The organism is Streptomyces sp. NPDC013157 (assembly GCF_042899865.1).
In the GTDB taxonomy this organism is placed as follows: Bacteria; Actinomycetota; Actinomycetes; order Streptomycetales; family Streptomycetaceae; genus Streptomyces.
Map to the genome: position 1 here is coordinate 34,737 of NZ_JBIBAK010000032.1, position 21,765 is coordinate 56,501.

Here is a 21,765-nt window from a genome sequence, read left to right on the forward strand (position 1 = left end):
GTGGTGGCCGAGCGGCCGAAGGATGCCGGGGCGCGGGGTGATGCGTTCATGGGGCGTTCGAGGCGATGGCCAGCAGACGTGCCGCCTTGAGCTCTGTCTCCTGCCACTCCCGTTCGGGATCGGATCCCCAGGTGATGCCTGCTCCTGTGCCGAAGTGCAGGGTTCCGGCGTGCCGGTCGATCCAGAACGTGCGGATGCCGACGGCCAGTTCGGCTGCCCCCGTGTCCGCGTCGACCCATCCGATGCCGCCGCAGTACGGGCCGCGCGCGGATGTCTCCAGTTCCTTTATGACGTCGAGCGCGCGGTGTTTCGGAGCACCGGTGACCGAGCCGGGGGGAAAGGTCGCATCGAGCACTTCGGGCCAGCCGACGTCGTCCCTGAGCTCACCCCGAACCGAGGAGACGAGGTGGACCAGGCCCGGGTGCTTCTCGACGGCGCACAGGTCCGGAACGGTGACGCTTCCCGGAGTACAGACACGGCTGAGGTCGTTGCGGACGAGGTCGACGATCATGACGTTCTCGGCGTGGTCCTTCTCCAACAGGTCCGCCTCCGTCCGGCCCGTCCCCTTGATCGGGCCGGAGGTGAGTGTTCTGCCCTGCCGGCGCAGGAACAGTTCCGGTGACGCCGCGACCACCTCCAGGCCCTGCTCCGGCAGGCGGATGGTGCTCGCGTACGGCGCCGGATTGCCGCGTGCCAGGAGGACGGCCAGGGCCTCGATGTCCACGTCCTGCGCGATCTGGGCCGACAGGACCCGGCACAGATTGACCTGGTAGACGTTCCCGGCGGAGATGTGTTCACGGATGCGCCGGACGCCGGTGAGGTAGGCGGACCGATCGAGCGATGTCCGCCAGTCGGCTCGAGCCGGACCATGCCATGGTGGCGTGTTGCCGGCTCCCTCGACCGCGGGGCGCACGTCCCGGAAGCGGGCGCACGTCAAGCTCCCCTCGAAGCTCGCTATCACGGCCCAGAATCCCTCCGAGTCCAGGGCTGCCGGATCACTCGTGATGTCCATGAGCCCCTTCGCGTGAACTCCGCCGAACCGGGCCATGGCTCGAGACTCCTGCAAAGGGATCCCTTCCTTTCCGGCGGTGGCGGGTGACCGTCCGAGCCGTTGCCCCGCACTGTATTCTGTATAGCAGAAATAGCGTCTACCAGACAGACATGATGGGACGGGTCACAGACGGGCATATCGCGTCCCTCCGTCGTCTGTACTGCAGAAAGGAGGTCTGCTATACAGAAGACATGTCGGGGACGGTGTCGTCCAGCAAGGGCGTCACACACGTGGCCCGACCGCATAGCGGGGGCGGGCGCCCGCTAGGAGCCGATGACCGTGAAACGCGCCTTCTCGCCTGAAGCCAGGCGGTCTCCGCGAGGGGAGACGCCGTGACCAGAGCCCTGCCGACCGACCGGTCGCCGGAAACGCGGTGTGTGTGGGGCCTCCCGAACCGGCTCGGTGTCCCGTTACGGACATCGTCACCGTGACGCCTGGCGTGTTCTCCGACGTCGGACCTGCCCGGACGTCGGCGTCATCGAGCGGTACCCGGATCTGAGGTGCGGCCGTCCTCGGTCGGCTCCCGGGTGAAGAACGTGGCACCCCCGCCGCGACGACGACACGGCGGCGCGAATCCGCGCAAGCGGCTGCTGCGGCTCTACGTCCGTGTGCACACGTCGCACCCCTCCCGATGCCGTACGGGCCGCTGCGGCATGGGGGCGCGAAGACCGACAACCTTTCTACTGCTCAAAGTCATTGACGAGGAGTATTCACATGGCAGTCCCGACCCTGCAGGAAGCCATCGACCGAGCGGAATCCCCTGTCCGGCTGCTGTGGAAGGCGAACGCGCCGCGATGGTCGCCGCCGGTCGTGGAACCGGAGTACGCCGGATGGCGCGAGGAACAGACGGCCGCGTATGAAACCGTGGCGCTTTCCGATCTGTGCCACCACATATCGGACCTGTTCATCGAGGGACCGGACGCGGTCCGGCTCCTCTCGGATCACAGCGCGAACAGCTACCGCGACTTCGCCGTCGGCCAGGCAAAACAGAGCATCATGGTCACCGAGGAGGGATACACGGTCGGTGACAACATCCTCACCCGGGACGGTGCTGAGAAGTTCACAATGAGCGGCGTGCCCTCCTCACAGGCATGGATCAGGTATCACGCCGAGGCCGGTGGCTACGACGTGTCGTTCTCGCTCGACCCGGACGCACGAACGCGCGGGGGCGGATATCCGGTGCTTTTCCGCTATCAGATCCAGGGGCCGCGCGCACTGGAACTGGTCGAGCAGGTATTCGGCGGCCCGCTGCCCAAGACGAAGTTCTTCCACTCGGCTCTGGTCACGCTGGGCGGCCGGACCTTCCGGGCGTTGCGGCACGGCATGACCGGGCAGCCCGGATACGAGTTCATCGGCGAGTGGAAGGACGGGGAGTTCATCAAGCAGGCCCTGCTCGAGGCCGGGGAGTCGTTCGGCCTGGTCCAGGTGGGCGCGTGGGCCTACTCGACGAACGCCCTGGAGAGCGGCTGGATCCCGATGCCGACTCCCGGCATCTACAGCGCACCGGGACTGCGCGCATACCGCGAATCGCTTCCCGCGCTGTCTTTCGACGGACTGAATCCGCTGCGGGGAAGCTTCTTCTCGGAGAACATCCAGGACTACTACACCACCCCCTACGAGTTGGGTTACGGCAGGCTGATCTCGTTCGACCACGATTTCCTGGGCCGCCAGGGCCTGGAACAATCCCGGCACGACGTGGCACGCGAGCGGGTCACCCTCGTCCTCTACGCGGACCAAGCGCGCCGCGTATGGGGTGCCGACAGTGGTGACCTGGAATTCATGGAGACACAGGCCCGCTTCCGGGTGGAGGCGGACGACCAGGTCATCGGGATGGCCTTCGACACCGGTACCCTCGCCCCCCGCGGAACGGTCCTGTCACTGGCGCTGGTCGACAAGAAGTACGCCACCCCTGGGACGGAGGTGACATTCGTGTGGGGCGAACACCCCGGCCCCGGGACCGACCCCGATGACGACAGGGGATTCGAGCGGATCAAGGCGACGGTGCAGGCCTCGCCCTACAACGAGTACGTCCGCACGCGATACCGCGCGAACGACTGAGCCAAGGAAGGCGACCGCTATGCAGGGTATGCGCGGTGTCCAGGGAATCCTGGGGGTCCCGGCACCGATCAACGAACCGATGTTCAGCCTGGAGGAGCGCGACCGGCGCTGGGAACGGCTGCGGCAGTTGATGAGCGAGGCCTCTGTCGAGGTGCTGATCGTCCTGCCGCAGTGGATCACGTCGGACTCGCTCTACATCGCCGACACCGTCGGTGTGACGATCTTTCCCGTCGATGGTGATCCGATCCTGATTCTCGGTGGTGAGCACAGCAACTACGCCGTCGAGCGGCCGCACTGGATCGAAGACCGGATGAGCGCGACCCCGTTCGGTTCGACCGCGCCCGAGTACGGTGCGGTGACGGCGGATGTGCTGCGCCAACGGGGCCTCGTCGGCCGGCGCACCGCGATCGCCGGGCTGCGCGGCGACGAGTTCTCCTCCGTGCGGCAACCCGAGGGGTACGCCGGGTACACCTCGGTGGCGCGTATCGCGGAAGCGGTCGGCGCCGAACACGTCGTCGACGGCACCGGCATCCTCGGACGGGCCCGGTACGTCAAGGGCCCCGAGGAGATCTCCCGGCTCGCCGCGAGCGTCCGTGCCGGCGAGGCGTCGCTCGAGGCGATGGCGGCGACGGCACGGGTGGGCGTGGCACAGGCCGAGGTGTACGGGCAGATGCTGCTGGCCCAGGTACGGGCCGGCGCGGACGTGCTGCACGTGGCCTGGGCACCGGGACCATGGGGTGAGGGACGGCACCGGTACGTGACGACCCCGCCCGGAGTCCTGGACCGCGGGACCTTCGTCTCCACGGAGTTGATGCCCGAGATCCGTGGTTACCAGGCCCAGGTCGCGCAGCCCATGGTCATCGGACGGCCGGGCGCCCGGGCTCGGGAGATCTTCGACCGCAACGCGGCCGCCTTCGACACGGCGTTGAAAGCGATGGTGCCCGGGCAGCGATGGGGCGATGTCTTCGCCGCCGTGGAGTCGGTCGCGGGGGACGCCGACGGCCATATGCTCGCCCTGCTGCACGGCCGCGGGCTCGGCAACGACGGGCCGTTGGTCATCCCCCAGCGCGACGCCTCCCACATCGCGGAGCAGCCGATCACCGCGCACACCACCTTCATCCTGAAGCCGTTCCTGGAGGTACCGGAAGCGCCCGTGCCTTCCGCCCGTACGCACGACGTCACGTGGGGCGACACCGTCGTCGTGACCGAAACGGGCGCCGAACGGCTGGGCACTCGTCCACGTGAGCTGACCGTCATCGACCCGCAATGAGACGGCTGGTCGTCTGAGGACACTCCGCCGATCAGGCCGCCGGAACCGCGACCCACGGCACCGGTGGCGTCGCCTGGATCTCGGAGCGGGGTCCGCGAAGGACGCCGACCCCATCTGGCGGTTGCCCGCGCGACTCGACGCGTTGCACACCTCGGTCGCCCGATTCGCCTTGGGCAGCGCGCGAATCGTTCCCCGCACGGCTACTCGGAGAGAAACATCCCGCCCCATGACCTCGACGATGCCACTGCGGCCATGTCCCCTCTCGTGGCCGCGGCCTGGACGCGTGGTGGATCCGAAGCCTGCTGCTCGGCCCGTCCTGTCGGCATCCGCCGACGCGACCGGTGGCCGTACCGCGGACAAGCACGACGCGATCCGGGCAGCGGGGGCCGATGTCGTGCTCGACCACCGGGATCCGGACGCGGTCGAACGGATCCGCGGGATCTGCGGCGACCGCATGGGAGCCGACGTCGCGCTGGACGCCTATGGGTCGGAGGAACTCGTTCAGTTCGCCATCCGCGCCGCCGACCTCGGCGGCAGGATCGTGCTCGCGGCGACCCCCGCGACCAACGCTCTGGTCGACACGATCGCGATTCCCGTCGGTCTCGTCTTCGCCAAGCATCTGTCCGTTCTGGGCGCGCGGGGCTACACCCGTGGTGAGCAGCGGCAGGTCCTCGACCTCGCGGTGCGGGGCAAGGTCTCGATGCCGATCGCGAAGACGTTCCCGTTCGACCAGATCGCTGCGGCCCACGAAACCCAGGCGGCGGCAAGGCACGTTGGCAAGATCGTGGTGACCGTCTGATTCGGCCCTGGCCGCGCACCGGCCGGCCCCGGTCCGGAAGTCTTGAGCCGGGATCCCGTGTGGGACGTGTCAATCCCCTTGGAGCGTGGAGGCGGTCTACGCGGTCAGTCCTTTGGTGAGGGTGGCCCTGTACTCGCGTTCGTAGTCGATCGGGCTCTTGAACCCGCACACGCTGTGTAGCCGCCCGGTGTGGTAGAAGTCGGTCCAGGTGGCGATCCTGATGCGGGCCTCGGTGCGGGTGCGCAAGGTGTGCCGGTGGACGTACCCGACCTTGAGCACGCTGTTGAACGCCTCGCTCACGGCGTTGTCGAAGCAAGATCCGACTCTACCCATGGACTGCACGCAGTACCACGACTCCGACACCCCCAGGGCCCGGCAGGCGACTCGGTGCGGAATCTTCTGTTCGGCCTTGCAGCTGCTGATCACCCTGACCGCCATGGCCGGGTCCGCCTCGTACTGCGTGGTCTGGAATCGCTGCCGGTCACGGTCAGCACCGACCGAGCGGGCCGGCCGGGCGGCGCCGGGACGAGCCCGTCCACGGAGAGCGGCGCGCCCGGTACCGCGTGCCGCTCGTGCGCGTTGGGCTCACCTGGACGCCGGGGTGAGGGTCCGGGCGAGCTCCCACAGATCGGGCAGGGAGGCGGTGATACGCCGGGACGTCTCCGGAGGCAGCTGACCGAGGGCCTCGGTGATCGCGTTGTGGAGGCTGTCGTCGACCTCGCCGCCCATGGTGCGCATCTTGTCGGTCGGATGGAGCTCGACGTAGCGCTTGTCGTGGGTGCTGGTACGGCGCTCCAGGAACCCGTCACGGACGAGTTGCGTGACGATGGTGCTGACGTTGTTGGGCTGCATGCCCAGCGCCACGGCCGCCTCACGGACGCCGATGCCCGGCCGGCTTTCGACCAGCCGCAGTACCTCCACGTGGGCGAGCGGACGCCTGCGGGACTCACCGCCCGGGGTCGACTGGCGCTGGTACAGGACTCGGTGCAGGGTCCAGATGACCCGGACCAGCTGCACCGAGGACTCTCGGGTGACGGACTCGCTCATCCCCGCAGAGTACATCTAGTTGTAGAGCCTTTGATCGGGGGTGATCAGGCCACGCACACTCCGGGCACCGCTTCCCCGCGCATCACGACCGGGAACGCCAGCGACCCGTCCGGGTAGAGCGGCAGCGTGTTCTGGAACTCCTCGCTCATGAACGCGTTTCTCAGCGAGGTGAGGGTCTCCCAGACGGCCACGTTCGTCAGGGCGCGACCGTCGCCGGCACCTCGGTACAACTGCGCGGAGACGAAACCGGGCTGCGCTTTCATGATCATGGAGTCCTGGCGCCAGACGTCGATGACCTTGTCGATCTGGCCTTCGGGGACGACGAAGGTGTTGACGAGGGTGATGGGCCGTCCGTCGTCCGGGCCCTGCAGCTGTGCCAGGAAGGGGGTCGAGGGATCGATGTCCCTGAGCTCTATCACGTGAACTCCTCGGTTCAGGCCGGTTGTAGCTGTTGGCGGGCGGAGACGTGGTCCGAAGGCCGGTTGACCGACTCGACGGCCACCAGGGTCGCGCCCCGGAAACACCGCACGGCGAAACTCCCTTCGGCCGGGTCGCCCTGCACAACGGCGCGGTCATGGCCGGTGGAGTCGCCGGCGATCTGGAGTTTGAGATCCTGTTGGTCGCTCCAGAACGACGGGATCCTTCGGTAGTTCTGCGGTCGGCCGGTCGTCAGTTCCTCGGCGACGGTGTGCGCTTGGCCGACCGCGTTCTCCACGCACTCGTACCGGACCGTCCGGCCACCGCTGGGGTAGCGGGCACAGTCACCGATCGCGTGGACGTGCGGATCGGAGGTCCGCAGGCCCGCGTCCACCACCACACCGTTGTCGACGCTCAGCCCGGAGCGTTCGGCGAGTTCCGTGTTGGCGCGCGCCCCCACGCCGACCACGACGAGATCGGCGTCGAGTACGGAGCCCTCCTGCAGCCGAACCCCTCGCACGCGGCCCGTTCCGTCGCCGACCAGCCCCGCGACCGGTGACCCCAGGAGAACCCGGCATCCCCACGACAGATGTGTGGCGTGGAAGAACGCGGACGTCGCCGAGGACACCGCCCTTCCCAGAAGGCGGTCGGTGCTCTCCACCACGGTGACGTCCTTGTCCTGGCCGCGTGCGTGGGCGGCGAGTTCCAGGCCGATGAACCCACCGCCGACGATCACCAGGTGGTGTGCGACGGCAAGGCGTTCACGCAGGGCGTCGGCGTCGGCACGGGAGTGCAGCCGGAACACGCCGTCGAGTTCGGCGCCGGGCAGCGCGGCGGTCCTCGGTGTCGATCCCGTGGCCAGGACCAGGCGGTCGTAGCGCAGTGACTGCCCGGAAGAGAGGATCAGGGCCTTGGCCTCGCGGTCGATCCACTCGGCGGGATCGCCGCGCCGCAGGTCGATGCGTCTGCGTTCGTAGAAGTCCGCCGGCCGGAAGGCGAGCCGCTGGCCGCCGATGCTGCCGGCCAGGTACCCCTTGGACAGCGGTGGCCGCTGGTAGGGCAGGTCGTCCTCGGCCGTCACGAGTGTCACGGCTCCGGCGTAGCCCTTCTGGCGCAGGGATGCCGCGGCGGTGAAGCCGGCGTGCCCCGCGCCGACGATGACGACTCCCGGCTGATCCATCAGTACTGCTCCGACGGGAGATGCACCGTGAGGTCCCCGAGTTCCGGGGTGACCTTGAGCTGGCACGAGAGTCTGCTGCACGGCGTGCGCGGGGCCGCCGTCGCCTCCAGCATCGCGTCCTCCGCAGCGCTGGGCGGAGGCAGCCGGTCCAGGTCGGCCTCGTCGACGTACACATGGCAGGTGGCGCAGGCGAGGCAGCCACCGCACTCCGCGACGATCTCGTCGATGCCGTTGTCGACGGCCGTCGCCATCACGCTGTGGCCGGGTTCGGCGTTCACGATCTCCCGCTCACCGCCGGGCCGCACGAAGGTTATCTTGGTCATTTTCCGTCCGCCGTCCTGTTCTGCCGGGCGTTGGGGTTCTCGGGTGTGAACCTGACGGGGAACTCCAGGATTCTGTGGAGGTTGCCGCCGATGAGGCCGCTGAACCGCACCTCGCCGTCGGTCTCGATGTCCGGCAGCCGGGTGAGGAGCTGGGTGGCGACGGCGGTCATTTCCGCGCGGGCCAGGTGGCGCCCGATGCACAGGTGTCCGCCGAACCCGAAGGCGACATGCGGGTTGGGGCGTCGGGCGAGGTCGAACCGGTCGGGGTCCGCGAACCTCCGCTCGTCGCGGTTGGCCGAGACGTAGTTGAGCAGGATCCGGCTGCCCGCCGGGACGGGGCACCCCTCGATCTCGGTGTCCTGCAGGACGGTGCGCGCGAAATGGGCCAGCGGCGTCGACAGCCGCAGGCTCTCCTCGATCACCTTGGGGAGGACCCCGGGGTCGTTCGCGAGTGCCTCCCGGACTCCGTTCTCGGTGATGATGTGGTGCAGGAGAGCGGAGATGGCCGCCGTGGTCGAGTGATGGCCGCCGATGAAGAAGGACATCAGGATTCCGCCGACCTCGCCGTCGGTCAGCGGCCGGTCTCCCAGGGCCCCTGAGGCGAGCTGGGTGAGGTAGTCGTCCCGGGGGTTTCGGCGCCGGTCTTCGAGTTGGGCCGCGGTGAACGCGAAGAACTCCTTCGCGGCCTGGGGCATCCGGTCGGTGTTCACGGCGGCGACCATCTCCGACCCCAGTTCCCGCATGCGCGGGGCCGCTTCGGCGGACAGCCCCACCATGCGGGAGATGACCAGGGCGGGGACGGTCTCGGCGAGAGCCGCCGTGAGGTCGGCCCTGCCGTCTCGCGCGAAGCCGTCGATCTGTGCGCGCACGATCTCGTCGATCACCGGCTGCAGCTCGCGCACCTTGGCCGGTGTCATCGGTGCGAGCATGATGGTGCGCCACGCGTCGTGTTCCGGACCCTCGAATTCCAGCGGCACGATCTTGGGCAGGTCCTGGGTGGGGAGGATGACCCCTTCCGCCGTGCTGAAGTGCTCCGCGTCGCCGGTCACCGTCCGCACGGCCTGGTAACCGGTCGTGGCGTAGAACCCGTCGTGGGCGGAACTGTGCACCACCGGACACCGCTCACGCAGGCCGGCGTAGGTGGCGAGAACCTCGTCGTGGCTGACGCTCAGGTGGGGGGCGTGGTGGTCGAAGTCGGTCTCGGGCGGGGTCGCCGTCGCTTCCGTACTGCTCATCTCAGGTCCTCCTCGGGTCAATGGCTAGTTGCTGTGCGAGCCGGTCATGAGCGCGGCGAGGTCGTCGGGCTTGAGGAAGGAGGGCGGCGGGGGCGGGCCCCGGTGGAACAGTCCCTTTGCGCCTTCGAAGACATCCGGATTCCACAGCTGGTCGTCGACGATGCAGTCCAGGTCGGAGTAGTACTCGGAGAAGTGCCGGCCGGGTCCTTCAGGTACCAGAAGAAGTCGGAGCCGGCGTGATGGCGGCCGAGGCCCCGGACGTGCCGTTCGGGGTGGTCGTCCAGCATGGCCTTGGCACCGCGCCCGACCTCGTCGACGTCGTCGACCTGCCAGGAGGTGTGGTGCAGGAAGACGACCGGCGCGGCGAAGCGGCCAGTGCCACGGTGACCTCGGAGGGCCGCAGGGACGTCCTTCCGCCGTGGCGGTCAGATCGTGACCGGTGCGCAGACGCCCGCCATGAGGTCACGGAATTCCTGCTCGCCAAGGACAGGGAACCATGGCATCTCCGATCATCATGATGATTATGGCGATGTTGCATCCCTGTTTCGCCGGCCGTCAAGAGGCGGGAAGGTAATCGCCATAATGATTAGAAGGTGCTTGGTCGAACGGTGGCGGGCTGGTGGCGACGCCGCGTGAGGGAGCCTGGGGCGGCCCCGGAGGCAGAGCTGGCGCGGCCGCTGCCGGCCGCACGGGGAACTGGTCGACGCCCTTGAGTGACGGGGCGAGGAGGCTGTCGCGCGACTCCTCGCGGATCAGGACACGACGGGTTCGTGAGCTTGGAGTGATCGCGAGAGTTCTGCCGTGGCTCATGGGCACCTCGATGTGCACGTCTTGAGCAAGGGTGCTTGGTGGCTGTCCACCGACGGTCGTTCCCAGTTCGGGAACCGGTGGATGCCGGATGCGGCCTCAGCGCCGGCACCGACCAGCCGCCTGTTGCGGCACCGTCCGGAGGCGGCCAACCATTAACTCTACCCATAGAGGTATAGGCTTAGATTCACACCCGTAACCCCCTCGTCATCCAGAGCATCACCTTCTATGCTGGCCGCCAAATAGGACACTGGTCCTTAAATTCAGGACACAAGGAGGGGTTGTGGGTTCACCCTCGATGCGAACCGGCCGCCCGGTCACCTGCACGGTGCACACCCACGCGGTGTCCGCGGTCGCGTTCGTGGCACTCGGGACCGCGCTCCGCCCGATCTCCCACGACGAATCCCTGTTCGAGGGCGAGGACGTACCGCGCTTCCAGGCCACCGGCAGCCTCGTCAGCACCCCGGAGCTGGGCAAGGCGCTCGCCGCGGACCTGGGCGGGGCCCCGGCCGCCCTCATGCCCAAGCACGGCCTGGTGGCCGCCGGCCGCACCGTGCCGGCCGCCGTCATGCACGCCGTACTGCTCGAGCGGGCGTGTGCCGTCCAGCTCACCGCGGCAGCGGCCGGCGAGGTCCGTGTGTGGTCAGGCGACGCCGAGGCCTCGGCCAAGCACGCCGAATGCTGGGCCGACAGTCAGCTGGAAGCCGGATACCGCTACCTCGTGCGGCGGGCGGCGGCGACACTCGCCGCCGCCCGCCCCCTCACGCCATCAGCCATCGAGCCCACACTCCAGTGAAGGACCCAGCACCATGAGCGACCAGCACAAGACCCTCGCCACACCGACCGGGTGGATCATCGTCCCCACCGCCGACGGACCGATGCGCGTGTATCGGGCACGGCCCGACCGGCCCGCGGACCGCGCGGTGATCGTCCTGCAGGAGGCGTTCGGGGTCAATGACCACATCCAGGACATCGCCCGCCGCCACGCCGACCGCGGCTTCCTCGCCCTCGCCCCGGACCTGTTCCATCGCAACGGGGTGGGCACTCTCGCCTACGAGCAGCACGCCGAGGCCATGCCGCTGATCGGTGCCATCGGACCGGACGCGATCGTCACCGACGTCGAGGCGGTCCTCACCCACCTCGCGGAGCGGGAGGGCGTTCCCGCCTCCCGCACGGCGGTCAACGGGTTCTGCTTCGGCGGCCGGGCCGCGTTCACCGCGGCCACCGGTATCAGCGGTCTCGGCGCCGTAGTCGTCTTCTACGGCCCCGGCATCGCCGCCGGCCCGCACGCGGTCGTGGACCGGGCCAAGAACATCGACGCACCCCTGCAGCTGCATGTCGGCTCCCAGGACCCCGCCATCCCCGTCGAGCAGGTCGCGGCCATCGAGGGGGCCCTCACCGCCGCGGAGGCCGACTTCGAAAGCCATGTCTATGACGGCGCCGGCCATGCCTTCGCCTGCGACGCCCGCCCGCACATGTACGTCGAGGACAGCGCCGCCACCGCCTGGCGGCGCACCCACGCCTTCCTCGACAAGCACCTGCCCCAGGCCGCCTGATTTCCATCACCCCGACGAAACAAGGAAGTTTCATGGGTACCGTCACCGAAGTCGTCGCCGTCGTCTGCTCCGACGAGCCCTCACGCACCATCGAGCGCGACGAGCACCTTCTGCTCTCTCCCCCGCACCCCAGCCGCGTGCCGATGAAGCTGTGGAGGGACCACGAGCCGCTGAGCGTCGTGCACTTCCCGCAGGAGTACGAGGCGCTTCCGTTCGCTCCGCCGCGCGGCGTCTACGAGAGCGCCCAACTGCGCGTCGAGTGGCAGACGATGGAGGGCCGTCAGCCCTTCTACCACCGCAACTGCGACGTCGAGGAGATCTCCTACCAGATCGACGGCGAGCGCACCCTGATGACCGAGCTCGGAGTGGTCGAGCACCGGCCTGGCGAGTTCTCCCGACTGCCCCGGGGTGTCGCCCACGACAACTGGGGGCGCCGCGAGAGCCACCTGCTCTTTTACACGCCGGTCCCGGTCACGGAGGAGCGTGCCGCCGCCCGGCAGTCGCAGGCGGTCATCCCGCCGTTCCCGGGATGGGAACCCGGGGCGATCAACGAGGCGGTCACCCAGTGCATGGGCTCCGTCGGACACGACATCACCGTCGCGCCCATCGACGAGCTGCGGCTGCTGGAGCAGGTGCACGCGGAGAAGGAACGCCTCCAGGTCCTCACCGGCTCGGACGAACCCGGCACGACCTGGCTGTACCGTTCCGCGGGCTTCCGCCTCGGCACGGTCCGGATTCGGCCCGCGGGCGTCCGGACGTACCGCCGCACCCTGGACGCCGATGAGGTCCAGTACCAGATCAGCGGCCGCCGCACCCTGATCAGCCAGCGCGGCATCGTCGACCTCGGGCCCGGCGACTTCGTCCGCATCCCCCTCGGCATAGCCCACACGAGCGTGTGCGGCGAGGAGAGCGAGCACATCGCCCTGTTCTCGGACCGGGAGCTCCCGCAGATCGCCGAAACGACCAGGACCGCCGAGCCGTACACCCCCGAACGCCTGACCGCCCTGAACGTCTGAAACGGCAGAGGAGCCGCACATCATGACCACCATGCTCGCCGCACGGGCCCGGAAGGGCTCCGACGCACTGCACCTGGACAAGATCGACATCCCCGAGCCCGGCCCCCAGGACGTCCTGATCAAGGTAGCCTCCGCGGGGCTTGCCCCCGGCATGATGACCCTGCTGGCCATGGGCGCCTTCAAGCATCTGCCGACCACCCTCGGGCACGAGGCCGCCGGAACCATCGCCGCCGTCGGCAGCGAGGTGGAGGGCATCGAGATCGGCGCCCGAGTGCGGGTGCATCCCAACCTCAACTGCCGCGCCTGCCGCTACTGCCGCTCGAACCGGGACATGATGTGCGCGCAGCAGGCGGTGATCGGCCACGCTGGGTTCGGTGACGTCCCCATGCCGCTGTACGAGCGCTATCACGACGGTGGTCTGGCGGAGTACGTCCGGGTGCCGCACTGGCTCGTCGATCCGCTGCCGGACAGCGTGTCCTTCGACGTCGGCGCCAAGGTCTACGACATCGCCAACGCCGTACGCGCTCTGAAGAGCGCCGATCTGCCCCTGGGCGCCACCCTGGTGGTCACCGCCGCCACCGGCACGATGGGCACCTCCACCATCAAACTCGCCCGGCACTACGGAGTGGCGCGTCTGATTCTCGTCGGGCGCAGCGCCGAACGGCTGGAGGCCATCCGGCATCTGGCGGGCGACGTCGCCACCGATGTCGTAGCGCTGGAGACCCTGCCCGAGAACTGGCACTCCGCGCAGGGTCTCACCCGCGCCCTGCGCGCGCTCGTCCCGCAGGGAGCTGACGCGGTCCTCGACTACGTCCCGGAGGGGCCGGCCACCTCCCAGGCCATGGCCTCGCTCACCACCGGCGGAACCCTGGTGCACATGGGCGCCAACCCCAGCCCGCTGACGCTCCCCCCGATCGCCGTCATGGTCAACTGCTGGCGCTTCGTCGGCACTCGTTCCTGCACCCGTACCGACGCACAGGAAGTTCTCTCTCTGCTCGCCGAGAAGGCGCTCGACGTGGACGAACTCATCACCCATCGCTACCCGCTCACGGAGGCGAAGGAGGCCGTCGAGGCCATGCAGAGCCGAACCGAGCCGATCTGGATGGCGGTCGTCAACCCGTAGATCGCCCACGGCAGCCCGTACTCGTCGTGGGCGGCGGTCAGGTCGGCCTCATCATGGCCCACCTGCTCACCTCCCACGGCGTAGCCGTCTTTCAGTCGAGCGCAGCGCCTCTGCGGATCCGTCCGATCCCTGATGTCCGCGTACAGGAGGTCATGGCCGGCCCGCCGAGACAGCGGCCGTTCTCAAGCCGCCTGGGGCGGAGTCCCGCCACGCCCGATTCTCGTGGCGGGGCGCGCCGGGGACCACCGCCCCGGCCATCCCACGATCACGCGATTTTCTGCGAGTTCCACCTTGCCATCGCCCACATCTAGTTTCACAATAGGGGTCAGTGTTCCGTATCATGCGACAGTATCTCAAGGAGGAGATGTTGTGAGCGAGCTTGTCTCCGAGCAGGACGGCCTTCAGGACACTCGGCGAATCCCTCCGCCGGACCCCGACCGCGAACCGATGAAGGCCAACGTCTACGAGCGGATGGCCAAGGCGGCCTCGCAGCTGACGCCCCTTTTCCCGTACGACCACGCCGGGGCGATCGTGCCCTGCGGGAACGTGCTCATCGGCGGCCCCGAAAAGGCCTACGGGCACTTCTTCCACTGGAACACGGTGAACGAGGTGGCCGTCACCTACGGCTCCAACGAGGCGATGCTCGCCACCGGGCAGATCATGGCGACCCAGAATCTGCACGGAGTGAACTCCTTCCTTCGGGACGAGAAGAACCCCGAGGCGTACGCGGTCATCGTCGTCACCCAGCACCAGTCGGAGGAGGGCGACCAGACCGAGGCGCTGATCGCCCGTTGCAAGAACTGCAAGGCGGAGATCGTCCGCTACGACTACGACGCGACGCCGTTCCCGCTGCCCGGATACGACGTGGCCCGCCACGGTGAACACGACGCCCCGATACGCCAGTTCTCCACGACGCTGGGCTCCATGGAGTTCGTCAGCCGGCGCAACTCCGACGAGGGACGCACCTGTCAGGCGTGCGGGCATGTCAACGACGTGTTCCCGTCGGACATCTGGGGCTGGGCACGCACAGTGGTCCAGACCGACGCCACGACCAAGGCCCACCGCGCCATGCGCGAGGCAGCCGCCCCGCAGGACGAGCAGGAGAAGTGATGAACCGCCGCCGCATGCTGCACTCCCTCAAGGTCGCCGCCGAGCTGGGGAACTACGAGGACGCCGCCGTCCTGCCCGCCGACACCGACCCGCAGCTCTATCTGTCACGTAACTGGCTGCCGCAGCCCTTCCACCTGATCTGTGAGAAGGACACCGTGATCAGCCAGCTGTCCGGCGCCGCCCAGGTGCACCTCAAGGACAGTTCCGTGAACCGGTTCCGGATGGACATCGGAGATCACATCTACGTTCCCGCCGGCACCCCGCACCAGATCGTGCCGCTTCAGGAAGGCGTCGCGATCCGCTACATGGCGCTCGACGCCGGCCGCCAGGGGGCCGCGTGGTACTGCCCGGGATGCCAGACCGAGCTCTGTCGCTACGAGTGGGAGCACGACAACGACACCCCGGTCGTCCAGAAGTACGCAGCGGCCTGCGCCCGCTTCACCACCGATCTGTCCGCCCGTACCTGTGCGAAGTGCGCGGCGGTCCACCCGGAGATCAACCTGGCGTCGTACGGCTGGCAGGCCCCCGTTCCCGTCGCCTGAGGCCGCCCCCGGGCGAGGACGACACACCGCGGGGCAGGAAGCGGCAGTTGACAGATGGTCGCGGTCTTGGCAACCGGCATCGTCGATGCCGCATCCGGCCTCCCCGCCGCCGGACACCGTAGGAGAGACATGGCTACTCGGCGCTTTCACGCGCCTGCCGATCCCGCTCTGAGCAACCTGTACGCAGACCTTGCGGAGAGAAACCTCCAGCCGCTGTGGGAGTTGACCGGGCTGCTCACCCCCACGCCGAAAGCCTGGGCGACACCGTATCGCTGGCGCGGCAAGGAGTTGCGGGAACTGGGCGCGCGGGCCGGAGACCTCGTCCCCGTGGACCGCGGTGGTGACCGGCGGGTGCTGTCGTTGGCCAATCCCAGCCTGGGCGGCGCCCCGTACGCGACCCCCACACTGTGGGGGGCGGTGCAGTACCTCGGCCCCGCGGAGACGGCGCCCGCCCACCGCCACACCCCCGCCGCCCTGCGCTTCGTGCTGGAGGGCGAGGGCGTGTGGACTCTGGTGAACGGCGATCCGCTGCACATGGCGGCGGGAGACCTGATCCTCACCCCCAGTTGGACCTGGCACGAACACCACAACCCAGGCACCACCCCCATGACCTGGTTCGATGCACTCGACCTGCCCCTGGTCGAGGCGCTGGGGGCCGTGTTCTTCGAACGTGGCCACGAACCCGGCGCTGCACGCGTCACCGCTCCCCGGTCCGCCTCCGAGAGCCGCTACGGCGGCGGACCGGGACTCCTTCCCTGCGACGGGCCTTCCCCGCCGGCCGCCCACTCCCCTCTCCTGCGCTACCCCTGGGCCGCCACCGACCGCGCGCTGAGCAGCCGTCTCGCCGACGAGGGCGCCGAGGCCGCCGGTGCCCGCCACGCGCACGTCCGCTTCGCCGATCCGACGAACGGCCGCGACGTGATGCCCACGATGCGGTGCGAGATGCACCGATACCTGCCTGGCCACACCGCTCCCGCCCTGCGACGCACCGGTTCCTCGCTCCTCGCCGCCTTCCGTGGCACCGGCGCCGTCGTCCTGGACGGGATTTCCTACGACGTCGCCCCGGGTGACCTGATCGCCGTCCCCTCCTGGACGTCCGTGGCGTACATCGCGGACGAACCGCTCGATCTGTTCACCGTCAGTGACGCCCCGGTGCTGGAAGCCCTGGCTCTCTACCGGGAGGAAGCGGCTGCCGATCCTCCCGAAACCTCTGTGACCGCCTGACCATGCCCCCTGGAGAGCCCTCATGCGCATCGCCCGCTTCGACGACGACCGCCTCGGTCTCGTGCGAGACGGTCGTGTCCTGGACATCACCGATCAGCTCACCTCCGCCCTCTCCCCCGGCCCGTACAGCCTTGTCCGGCGCCTGATCACAGAGTTCACCGTGGTACGGCCGATCCTGGAGGAACTGGCTGCCGGATCCGAGGCGTCGGCAGGGCTGCCGCTGGACGAGGTGCGGCTGCGTGCCCCGGTGCCCGATCCCACGAAGATCGTGGCCGCACCGGTCAACTACCGCGACCACCAGGCGGAGATGAACGAGGCCTTCCACATCAACGCGCTCGGGTTCTTCCTCAAGTCCCCGTCCTCGCTGCTCGACCCGGGGGGTACCGTCCGACTGCCCTACTCGGACCGCCGTTTCGACCACGAGGCCGAGTTCGCTCTGATCGTCGGCCGCCGCACCAGCCAGGTCACGCCGGAGCAAGCCCTGGATCATGTCTTCGGCTACACGGGCCTGATGGACATCACCATGCGCGGCGGTGAGGACCGCTCCACCCGCAAGTCCTTCGACACGTTCACGCCCATGGGCCCTTGGATCGTCACCCCGGACGAACTCGGCTCACCCGACGAGGTCGGTCTGGAGCTGACCGTCAACGGGGCGCTCCGGCAGAAGGCCAACACCCGGGACCTCATCTGGTCGGCCGCCCGCTTCCTGTCGTATGCCTCGACCGTCACCGTGCTCGAACCCGGCGACGTGGTGACGACCGGCACCCCGGCCGGTGTGGCCCCGATCCAGAGCGGCGACACCGTGGAACTGACGGTGGACCGGATCGGCCGGCTGGCCGTCGGCGTCACGGCCGAGAACGCCACCCCCTGCCCTACCGGCGGTGCGGGGCGGGGCCCCGTACCGCCGCCGGCTCCTCCGATCACGGCGGAGCCGGCGTGAGATCGCACATCCCGCCTGGAGGACGTCCATGTTCGTTGCCACGGCCATGGTCAGCTGTGTGCTCGCCGTCGCCCTGCTGGGCAGCGGCATCGCCAAGCTGACCGGCAACACCGGCCAGGCCGACCTCATGGCGGAGGTCGGCTTCCCGGCCGAACGGATGTGGATGCTCGGCGCATGCACGGTGGCCGGCGGGATCGGCCTTCTTGCCGGGCTGTTCTGGTGGCCCGTCGGCGTCGCCGCGGCCGTCGGAAGCGCCGCGTACTTCGTCGGTGCGCTGGCCTTCCATCTCAGATCCGGGCGCATGAACCAGTCGATGACCGGCGCCGCCGCCCTGACGGTGCTGTCCATCGCCGCCCTGGTACTGCGGATCGCTTCCAGCTGATCACTCTCGCAGCGCGCTCTCCCGCCCTTCCGACCCGCAATCAGCGGGCTGGGAGGGCGGCTTGGTTACGACTGCAGGTCTTGCTTCAGCCTCAAAATAGCGCCACACTACGGAACAGCGTTCCGTATGATGCGACACTTCAAACATCCTGGAGGAGCCGCCATGTTCCAGCGTCCGGATCTGCCCGGCCGGGCTTCACCGTCGCTCCCGAGCCGGACGAAGGCACGGCTGTCCGCGGCACACAAGGCGACTCCGTGACTGGCGAGTTCGAACCGGAAGGTCTCGGCGACCTGCGCGGAATCTCCGTCCACCTCCGACAGGAGGTGCGCCGGCTCGGCCCGAAAGGGCCTCGTCTCCGCATCCGGGTCGGGCGAGGCGGTCTGGACGAGACCGCCAGGCTCTTCTCCGGGGAGACCGACATCGCCGTCGTCACACCCGCCGCGGCAGTGCGCCTCCTGCATCAGTTCGGCGATCTCCAGGGTCTGGTCGCGCTCGGGGTGGTTGCTCGCCGCGGGGGTCTGATCGCCGCTGCCGATGCCGGACTTGCCCACGACACGGTCAGTGAGCTGGTCGCTGCCACCAGCCGCATCACAGTCGCCACTCCCGCGGACGACGGGGTGAGCCTGGTCGGCTTCGCAGTGCGCCGCGCACTGCGCATCGCCGGTGTCGACGCCCAGGTGACATACGTCCACGACGAACAGCCGGCCACCTGCTGTGAGCGTTTCGCCAGCGGCGAGGCGGACGTCGTCATCCACGACCTGCTGTCCACGCCCGACTGGACGGCAGCCTCCGAGGCGCGGCCGGTGAAGTACCTGGCGTGGGACGCGCGCGTGCTGCACGGCTTCGCCTCCCAGGGCTGGCCGACCCGGGTGGTCCCCGCGGGTCGGCTCCCCCTCCTCGACGCGGACCTGCCGACGCTGGACTGCTCCGACTTCGCAGTGCTCTGCCGCGAGGACCTGGACGACGACGTCGCCCGCGTGACCGCGCGGTTCCTCGCCCGGACGTACCGTTCCGCCGGCACTGCCGCCACAGCACCCTCGCCGCTTCCGCTGCATCCGGCGGCCGCCCGCGGTCACGCCGATCTCGTCGCCGACGCAACACTGGGGAGCCGTTGATGTCCACACCCGTCCCGCCCTCCGGGGCCCCCGCCGCCCTGGAGACCGAGCTCCTCATCGTCGGCGCCGGTCCCACCGGCCTCTTCGCCTGCTACTACGCGGGAATGCGGGGCCTCGACGTGACCCTCGTGGACAGCCTGCCCCACCTCGGCGGGCAGGTGGCGGCGCTCTACCCCGACAAGGAGATCTTCGACGTCGCCGGGTTTCCGGCCGTCCGCGGGCGCGAGCTGGTCGAGCGGCTCACCCAGCAGGCCGAGACCGCCTCACCGTCCGTCCTGCTCGGGGAGAGCGCAATGGAACTGCGCAGAGACGACGCCGGCGCGGTCGTCGTCACCACCGACGCCGGACGGGTCATCCGGGCGGGCGCCGTGCTGATCACCGGCGGCATCGGGCGCTTCACCCCGAGACCGCTGCCCGCCTTGACGGCGTTCGCCGGAGAAGGTGTGCACCACCTGGTCGAGCCCCCGCACGCGTACACCGACCGGCAGGTGGTGATCGTAGGTGGCGGAGACAGCGCCGTCGACTGGGCCAACACCCTCGCCCCGCACGCGCGGCAGGTCACACTCGTACACCGACGCACCCGCTTCCGCGCTCACCAGTTCTCGGTGGACCGGCTCATGGACTCCCCCGTGCGGGTCCTGACCAACAGCGAGATCGCGGAGGTGCACGGAACCGAGTCCCTGAAGGCCGTGACCGTACGGGACTGCGGCACCGACGCGTTGGAGACCGTCGACGCCGACGTCCTGATCCCGGCCCTGGGACACATCGCCTCGCTCGGGCCGCTCACCACCTGGGGACTCACGCTCGACCGGCAGCAGATCCAGGTGGACAGCTCGATGTCCACGGGCCTGGATCGCGTCTACGCCGCCGGTGACATCACCACCTACCCCGGCAAGGTCCGGCTGATGGCCGTCGGGTTCGGGGAGGCCGCCACCGCCGTGAACAACATCGCCGTACGGCTCCGGCCCGACGAGGACCTCTTCCCGGGCCACTCGAGCGAACGCCCACCGACACCGACCCCCTGAACGGAGGAAGACACCTCATGGCTTACGTGATCAACGAGAAGTGCATCAACGAACTCGACGGCTCCTGCGTCGACGTGTGCCCCGTGGACTGCATCTACGAGGGCCTCACCAAGCGCTACATCAACCCTGTCGAGTGCATCGACTGCGGGGCCTGCCTGCCCGAGTGCCCGGTGGACGCCATCACCGCGCCCGAGAAGTCGGATCCCGTCTGGAAGCAGGACAACGCCGCGTTCTTCGCCACGGCGCTGCCCGGCAAGGACGCCCCGCTGGACAGCCCCGGTGGCGCCGGCGGCACCGGCACCGTCGGAGTGGACACCCCCCTCGTCGCCGACTGGACCAAGGAGTGACCGTGCGACACATCCCGCTGCTCATCATCGGAGGCGGCATCGGCGGCATGGCCACCGGCCTGGCCCTCGCCCAGGCCGGATTCGAGACCCACATCGTCGAGCAGGCCCAGGAGTTCACGGAGATCGGCGCCGGCATCCAGCTCGCGCCGAACGCCCTGCGGGTCCTCGAATCCCTCGGTGTCCTCGACGCCGTCAGCGACGTCGCGGTGCGTCCGCGCAACCTGGTGTTCCTGCACGCCGACACCGGCCGGCACATGACGACGATCGACTTCGGTGCCGCGTTCCTGGAGCGCTACGGCCAGTCCTACAGCGTGCTGCACCGCGGTGACCTGCTCGACGTCCTGCTCGCCGCGTGCCGTGAGCACCCGAAGGTCACGCTGGAGAACAACCGTCAGGTCGTCGACATCGAGGACCACACCACGACCGCCGTCGTCCGCTTCGCCGACGGCGACAGCTACCGCACCGACGCGCTGATCGGCGCCGACGGCCTGCGTTCCCGCGCCCGCCTGCTCCTCTCCGAGGACCGGCCCTTCACGGAGGCGTACGTCGCCTACCGCGGCGCGCTCCCGATGAGCGAGATCAGTGTGCCGGTCGAGCCGGACGACGAGATCATCTGGCTCGGCGCGAACAGGCACCTGGTCCAGTACCCGATCCGGCGTGGCGAGTTGTACAACCAGGTCGCCGTCTTCCGCAGCCCCAGCTACACGCCGGAGATCGAGCACACCGACCAGTGGGGAGGGCCCGACGAACTCGACGCGGCCTTCGCCACCTCGTGCGAGCAGGTCCGCACGTCCGTCAGGATGTTCAACAGGTCCAGGCGCTGGCCCCTGTACGACCGGGAGCCGCTGGCCAACTGGACCCGCGGACGCATCACCCTGCTCGGCGACGCCGCACACCCCATGTTCCAGTACCTCGCGCAGGGTGCCTGCCAGGCCATCGAGGACGCCGAGTGCCTGGCCCGCCAGATGGCCGAGCACAACGGCGACATCGACAAGGCGTTCGCCGCCTACCAGGCGGAACGGATCCCCCGTACGGCGCTGGTGCAGCGCGTCGCGCGCGGCTGGGGCCATGTCTGGCACGCCGAAGGCGATGTGATCGAGGCCCTGCGGGACCGCCTCTTCCGGCTCCGCAGCGCCGACGACTACACCGACCTGGACTGGCTGTACCAGCCGCACGCCGCCTGAACCGACCCACGAGG

The 21,765-nt window shown here is 69.1% G+C and carries 23 protein-coding genes and 1 pseudogene; 16 read left to right on the forward strand and 8 right to left on the reverse strand.

Annotated elements, in window-relative coordinates; genetic code table 11:
- Positions 1 to 46: 46 nt before the first annotated feature.
- Positions 47 to 1,048 (reverse strand): chorismate-binding protein, encoded by a 1,002-nt coding sequence (locus tag ACFY6U_RS50970; RefSeq protein ID WP_390049831.1) that lies wholly within the window; start codon positions 1,046 to 1,048, stop codon positions 47 to 49.
- Between the two features lie 717 nt (positions 1,049 to 1,765).
- Here ACFY6U_RS50970 and ACFY6U_RS50975 point away from each other — a divergent pair.
- From ACFY6U_RS50975 to ACFY6U_RS50985, 3 genes are all read left to right on the forward strand, one after another.
- Positions 1,766 to 3,109: an aminomethyl transferase family protein gene (locus tag ACFY6U_RS50975; protein ID WP_390049833.1), complete on the forward strand. Its 1,344-nt coding sequence runs from the start codon at positions 1,766 to 1,768 to the stop codon at positions 3,107 to 3,109.
- Between the two features lie 19 nt (positions 3,110 to 3,128).
- Positions 3,129 to 4,379, forward strand: a complete 1,251-nt coding sequence (locus ACFY6U_RS50980) for a M24 family metallopeptidase (protein WP_390049835.1) — start codon at positions 3,129 to 3,131, stop codon at positions 4,377 to 4,379.
- A gap of 226 nt (positions 4,380 to 4,605) precedes the next feature.
- Positions 4,606 to 5,178 (forward strand): zinc-binding dehydrogenase, encoded by a 573-nt coding sequence (locus ACFY6U_RS50985; protein WP_390049837.1) that lies wholly within the window; start codon positions 4,606 to 4,608, stop codon positions 5,176 to 5,178.
- A 96-nt stretch (positions 5,179 to 5,274) separates the two neighbouring features.
- Here ACFY6U_RS50985 and ACFY6U_RS50990 read toward each other — a convergent pair whose 3' ends face one another.
- The 7 genes and pseudogenes from ACFY6U_RS50990 to ACFY6U_RS51020 form a co-directional block, all read right to left on the reverse strand.
- Entirely contained in the window at positions 5,275 to 5,616 is a 342-nt protein-coding gene (locus ACFY6U_RS50990; protein WP_390049839.1) for an integrase core domain-containing protein, read from the reverse strand.
- Positions 5,617 to 5,763: 147 nt separating this feature from the next.
- On the reverse strand, positions 5,764 to 6,225 hold the full coding sequence (locus ACFY6U_RS50995) for a MarR family transcriptional regulator (RefSeq protein ID WP_330351288.1): 462 nt from the start codon (positions 6,223 to 6,225) through the stop codon (positions 5,764 to 5,766).
- A gap of 44 nt (positions 6,226 to 6,269) precedes the next feature.
- Positions 6,270 to 6,644: an antibiotic biosynthesis monooxygenase family protein gene (locus ACFY6U_RS51000; RefSeq protein WP_330351287.1), complete on the reverse strand. Its 375-nt coding sequence runs from the start codon at positions 6,642 to 6,644 to the stop codon at positions 6,270 to 6,272.
- 14 nt (positions 6,645 to 6,658) lie between these two features.
- Positions 6,659 to 7,822, reverse strand: coding sequence for an NAD(P)/FAD-dependent oxidoreductase (locus ACFY6U_RS51005; RefSeq protein ID WP_390049841.1), 1,164 nt, complete (start codon positions 7,820 to 7,822; stop codon positions 6,659 to 6,661).
- Positions 7,822 to 8,145: a 2Fe-2S iron-sulfur cluster-binding protein gene (locus tag ACFY6U_RS51010; RefSeq protein ID WP_390049842.1), complete on the reverse strand. Its 324-nt coding sequence runs from the start codon at positions 8,143 to 8,145 to the stop codon at positions 7,822 to 7,824. Before ACFY6U_RS51010 ends, ACFY6U_RS51005 begins: the two co-directional genes overlap by 1 nt.
- Positions 8,142 to 9,380, reverse strand: coding sequence for a cytochrome P450 (locus ACFY6U_RS51015; RefSeq protein ID WP_390049844.1), 1,239 nt, complete (start codon positions 9,378 to 9,380; stop codon positions 8,142 to 8,144). The genes ACFY6U_RS51010 and ACFY6U_RS51015 overlap by 4 nt, the downstream gene beginning before the upstream one ends.
- A 24-nt stretch (positions 9,381 to 9,404) precedes the next feature.
- Positions 9,405 to 9,748 (reverse strand): annotated as a pseudogene (locus ACFY6U_RS51020) (dioxygenase); the annotation flags it as partial.
- Between the two features lie 722 nt (positions 9,749 to 10,470).
- Between ACFY6U_RS51020 and ACFY6U_RS51025 the strand changes: the two are divergent.
- The 13 genes from ACFY6U_RS51025 (at position 10,471) to ACFY6U_RS51085 (ending at position 21,751) form a co-directional block, all read left to right on the forward strand.
- Positions 10,471 to 10,983, forward strand: a complete 513-nt coding sequence (locus tag ACFY6U_RS51025; RefSeq protein WP_390049846.1) for a class II aldolase/adducin family protein — start codon at positions 10,471 to 10,473, stop codon at positions 10,981 to 10,983.
- A 13-nt stretch (positions 10,984 to 10,996) separates the two neighbouring features.
- Entirely contained in the window at positions 10,997 to 11,743 is a 747-nt protein-coding gene (locus ACFY6U_RS51030; RefSeq protein ID WP_390049848.1) for a dienelactone hydrolase family protein, read from the forward strand.
- A gap of 32 nt (positions 11,744 to 11,775) precedes the next feature.
- Positions 11,776 to 12,759: a hypothetical protein gene (locus ACFY6U_RS51035; RefSeq protein ID WP_390049850.1), complete on the forward strand. Its 984-nt coding sequence runs from the start codon at positions 11,776 to 11,778 to the stop codon at positions 12,757 to 12,759.
- A gap of 22 nt (positions 12,760 to 12,781) precedes the next feature.
- Positions 12,782 to 13,882 (forward strand): alcohol dehydrogenase catalytic domain-containing protein, encoded by a 1,101-nt coding sequence (locus tag ACFY6U_RS51040; RefSeq protein WP_390049852.1) that lies wholly within the window; start codon positions 12,782 to 12,784, stop codon positions 13,880 to 13,882.
- Positions 13,883 to 14,251: 369 nt separating this feature from the next.
- Positions 14,252 to 14,992: a hypothetical protein gene (locus ACFY6U_RS51045; RefSeq protein ID WP_390049854.1), complete on the forward strand. Its 741-nt coding sequence runs from the start codon at positions 14,252 to 14,254 to the stop codon at positions 14,990 to 14,992.
- A complete protein-coding gene (locus tag ACFY6U_RS51050) occupies positions 14,992 to 15,534 on the forward strand; it encodes a hypothetical protein (protein ID WP_330351278.1) in 543 nt (180 codons plus the stop codon). Before ACFY6U_RS51045 ends, ACFY6U_RS51050 begins: the two co-directional genes overlap by 1 nt.
- A 129-nt stretch (positions 15,535 to 15,663) precedes the next feature.
- On the forward strand, positions 15,664 to 16,758 hold the full coding sequence (locus tag ACFY6U_RS51055; protein ID WP_390049856.1) for a cupin domain-containing protein: 1,095 nt from the start codon (positions 15,664 to 15,666) through the stop codon (positions 16,756 to 16,758).
- A 22-nt stretch (positions 16,759 to 16,780) separates the two neighbouring features.
- On the forward strand, positions 16,781 to 17,698 hold the full coding sequence (locus ACFY6U_RS51060; protein WP_390049858.1) for a fumarylacetoacetate hydrolase family protein: 918 nt from the start codon (positions 16,781 to 16,783) through the stop codon (positions 17,696 to 17,698).
- 28 nt (positions 17,699 to 17,726) lie between these two features.
- Entirely contained in the window at positions 17,727 to 18,080 is a 354-nt protein-coding gene (locus ACFY6U_RS51065) for a DoxX family protein (protein WP_390049860.1), read from the forward strand.
- Positions 18,081 to 18,334: 254 nt separating this feature from the next.
- The gene (locus ACFY6U_RS51070) at positions 18,335 to 19,195 is read left to right on the forward strand and encodes a hypothetical protein (RefSeq protein WP_390049862.1); all 861 of its coding nucleotides are present in this window, start codon (positions 18,335 to 18,337) and stop codon (positions 19,193 to 19,195) included.
- On the forward strand, positions 19,195 to 20,220 hold the full coding sequence (locus ACFY6U_RS51075) for an NAD(P)/FAD-dependent oxidoreductase (RefSeq protein WP_390049864.1): 1,026 nt from the start codon (positions 19,195 to 19,197) through the stop codon (positions 20,218 to 20,220). Before ACFY6U_RS51070 ends, ACFY6U_RS51075 begins: the two co-directional genes overlap by 1 nt.
- A gap of 17 nt (positions 20,221 to 20,237) precedes the next feature.
- On the forward strand, positions 20,238 to 20,567 hold the full coding sequence (locus ACFY6U_RS51080) for an indolepyruvate ferredoxin oxidoreductase subunit alpha (protein ID WP_390049866.1): 330 nt from the start codon (positions 20,238 to 20,240) through the stop codon (positions 20,565 to 20,567).
- A gap of 2 nt (positions 20,568 to 20,569) precedes the next feature.
- A complete protein-coding gene (locus tag ACFY6U_RS51085; RefSeq protein WP_390049868.1) occupies positions 20,570 to 21,751 on the forward strand; it encodes an FAD-dependent monooxygenase in 1,182 nt (393 codons plus the stop codon).
- Positions 21,752 to 21,765 lie beyond the last annotated feature (14 nt).

Excerpts from the sequence above, each read along its gene's own strand:
- ACFY6U_RS50970 (WP_390049831.1), bottom strand. The coding sequence starts at position 1,048 with ATGGCCCGGTTCGGCGGAGTTCACGCGAAGGGGCTCATGGACATCACG.
- ACFY6U_RS50975 (WP_390049833.1), top strand. The coding sequence starts at position 1,766 with ATGGCAGTCCCGACCCTGCAGGAAGCCATCGACCGAGCGGAATCCCCT.
- ACFY6U_RS50980 (WP_390049835.1), top strand. The coding sequence starts at position 3,129 with ATGCAGGGTATGCGCGGTGTCCAGGGAATCCTGGGGGTCCCGGCACCG.
- ACFY6U_RS50985 (WP_390049837.1), top strand. The coding sequence starts at position 4,606 with ATGACCTCGACGATGCCACTGCGGCCATGTCCCCTCTCGTGGCCGCGG.
- ACFY6U_RS50990 (WP_390049839.1), bottom strand. The coding sequence starts at position 5,616 with ATGGCGGTCAGGGTGATCAGCAGCTGCAAGGCCGAACAGAAGATTCCG.
- ACFY6U_RS50995 (WP_330351288.1), bottom strand. The coding sequence starts at position 6,225 with ATGAGCGAGTCCGTCACCCGAGAGTCCTCGGTGCAGCTGGTCCGGGTC.
- ACFY6U_RS51005 (WP_390049841.1), bottom strand. The coding sequence starts at position 7,822 with ATGGATCAGCCGGGAGTCGTCATCGTCGGCGCGGGGCACGCCGGCTTC.
- ACFY6U_RS51010 (WP_390049842.1), bottom strand. The coding sequence starts at position 8,145 with ATGACCAAGATAACCTTCGTGCGGCCCGGCGGTGAGCGGGAGATCGTG.
- ACFY6U_RS51015 (WP_390049844.1), bottom strand. The coding sequence starts at position 9,380 with ATGAGCAGTACGGAAGCGACGGCGACCCCGCCCGAGACCGACTTCGAC.
- ACFY6U_RS51030 (WP_390049848.1), top strand. The coding sequence starts at position 10,997 with ATGAGCGACCAGCACAAGACCCTCGCCACACCGACCGGGTGGATCATC.
- ACFY6U_RS51035 (WP_390049850.1), top strand. The coding sequence starts at position 11,776 with ATGGGTACCGTCACCGAAGTCGTCGCCGTCGTCTGCTCCGACGAGCCC.
- ACFY6U_RS51040 (WP_390049852.1), top strand. The coding sequence starts at position 12,782 with ATGACCACCATGCTCGCCGCACGGGCCCGGAAGGGCTCCGACGCACTG.
- ACFY6U_RS51050 (WP_330351278.1), top strand. The coding sequence starts at position 14,992 with ATGAACCGCCGCCGCATGCTGCACTCCCTCAAGGTCGCCGCCGAGCTG.
- ACFY6U_RS51055 (WP_390049856.1), top strand. The coding sequence starts at position 15,664 with ATGGCTACTCGGCGCTTTCACGCGCCTGCCGATCCCGCTCTGAGCAAC.
- ACFY6U_RS51060 (WP_390049858.1), top strand. The coding sequence starts at position 16,781 with ATGCGCATCGCCCGCTTCGACGACGACCGCCTCGGTCTCGTGCGAGAC.
- ACFY6U_RS51065 (WP_390049860.1), top strand. The coding sequence starts at position 17,727 with ATGTTCGTTGCCACGGCCATGGTCAGCTGTGTGCTCGCCGTCGCCCTG.
- ACFY6U_RS51075 (WP_390049864.1), top strand. The coding sequence starts at position 19,195 with ATGTCCACACCCGTCCCGCCCTCCGGGGCCCCCGCCGCCCTGGAGACC.
- ACFY6U_RS51080 (WP_390049866.1), top strand. The coding sequence starts at position 20,238 with ATGGCTTACGTGATCAACGAGAAGTGCATCAACGAACTCGACGGCTCC.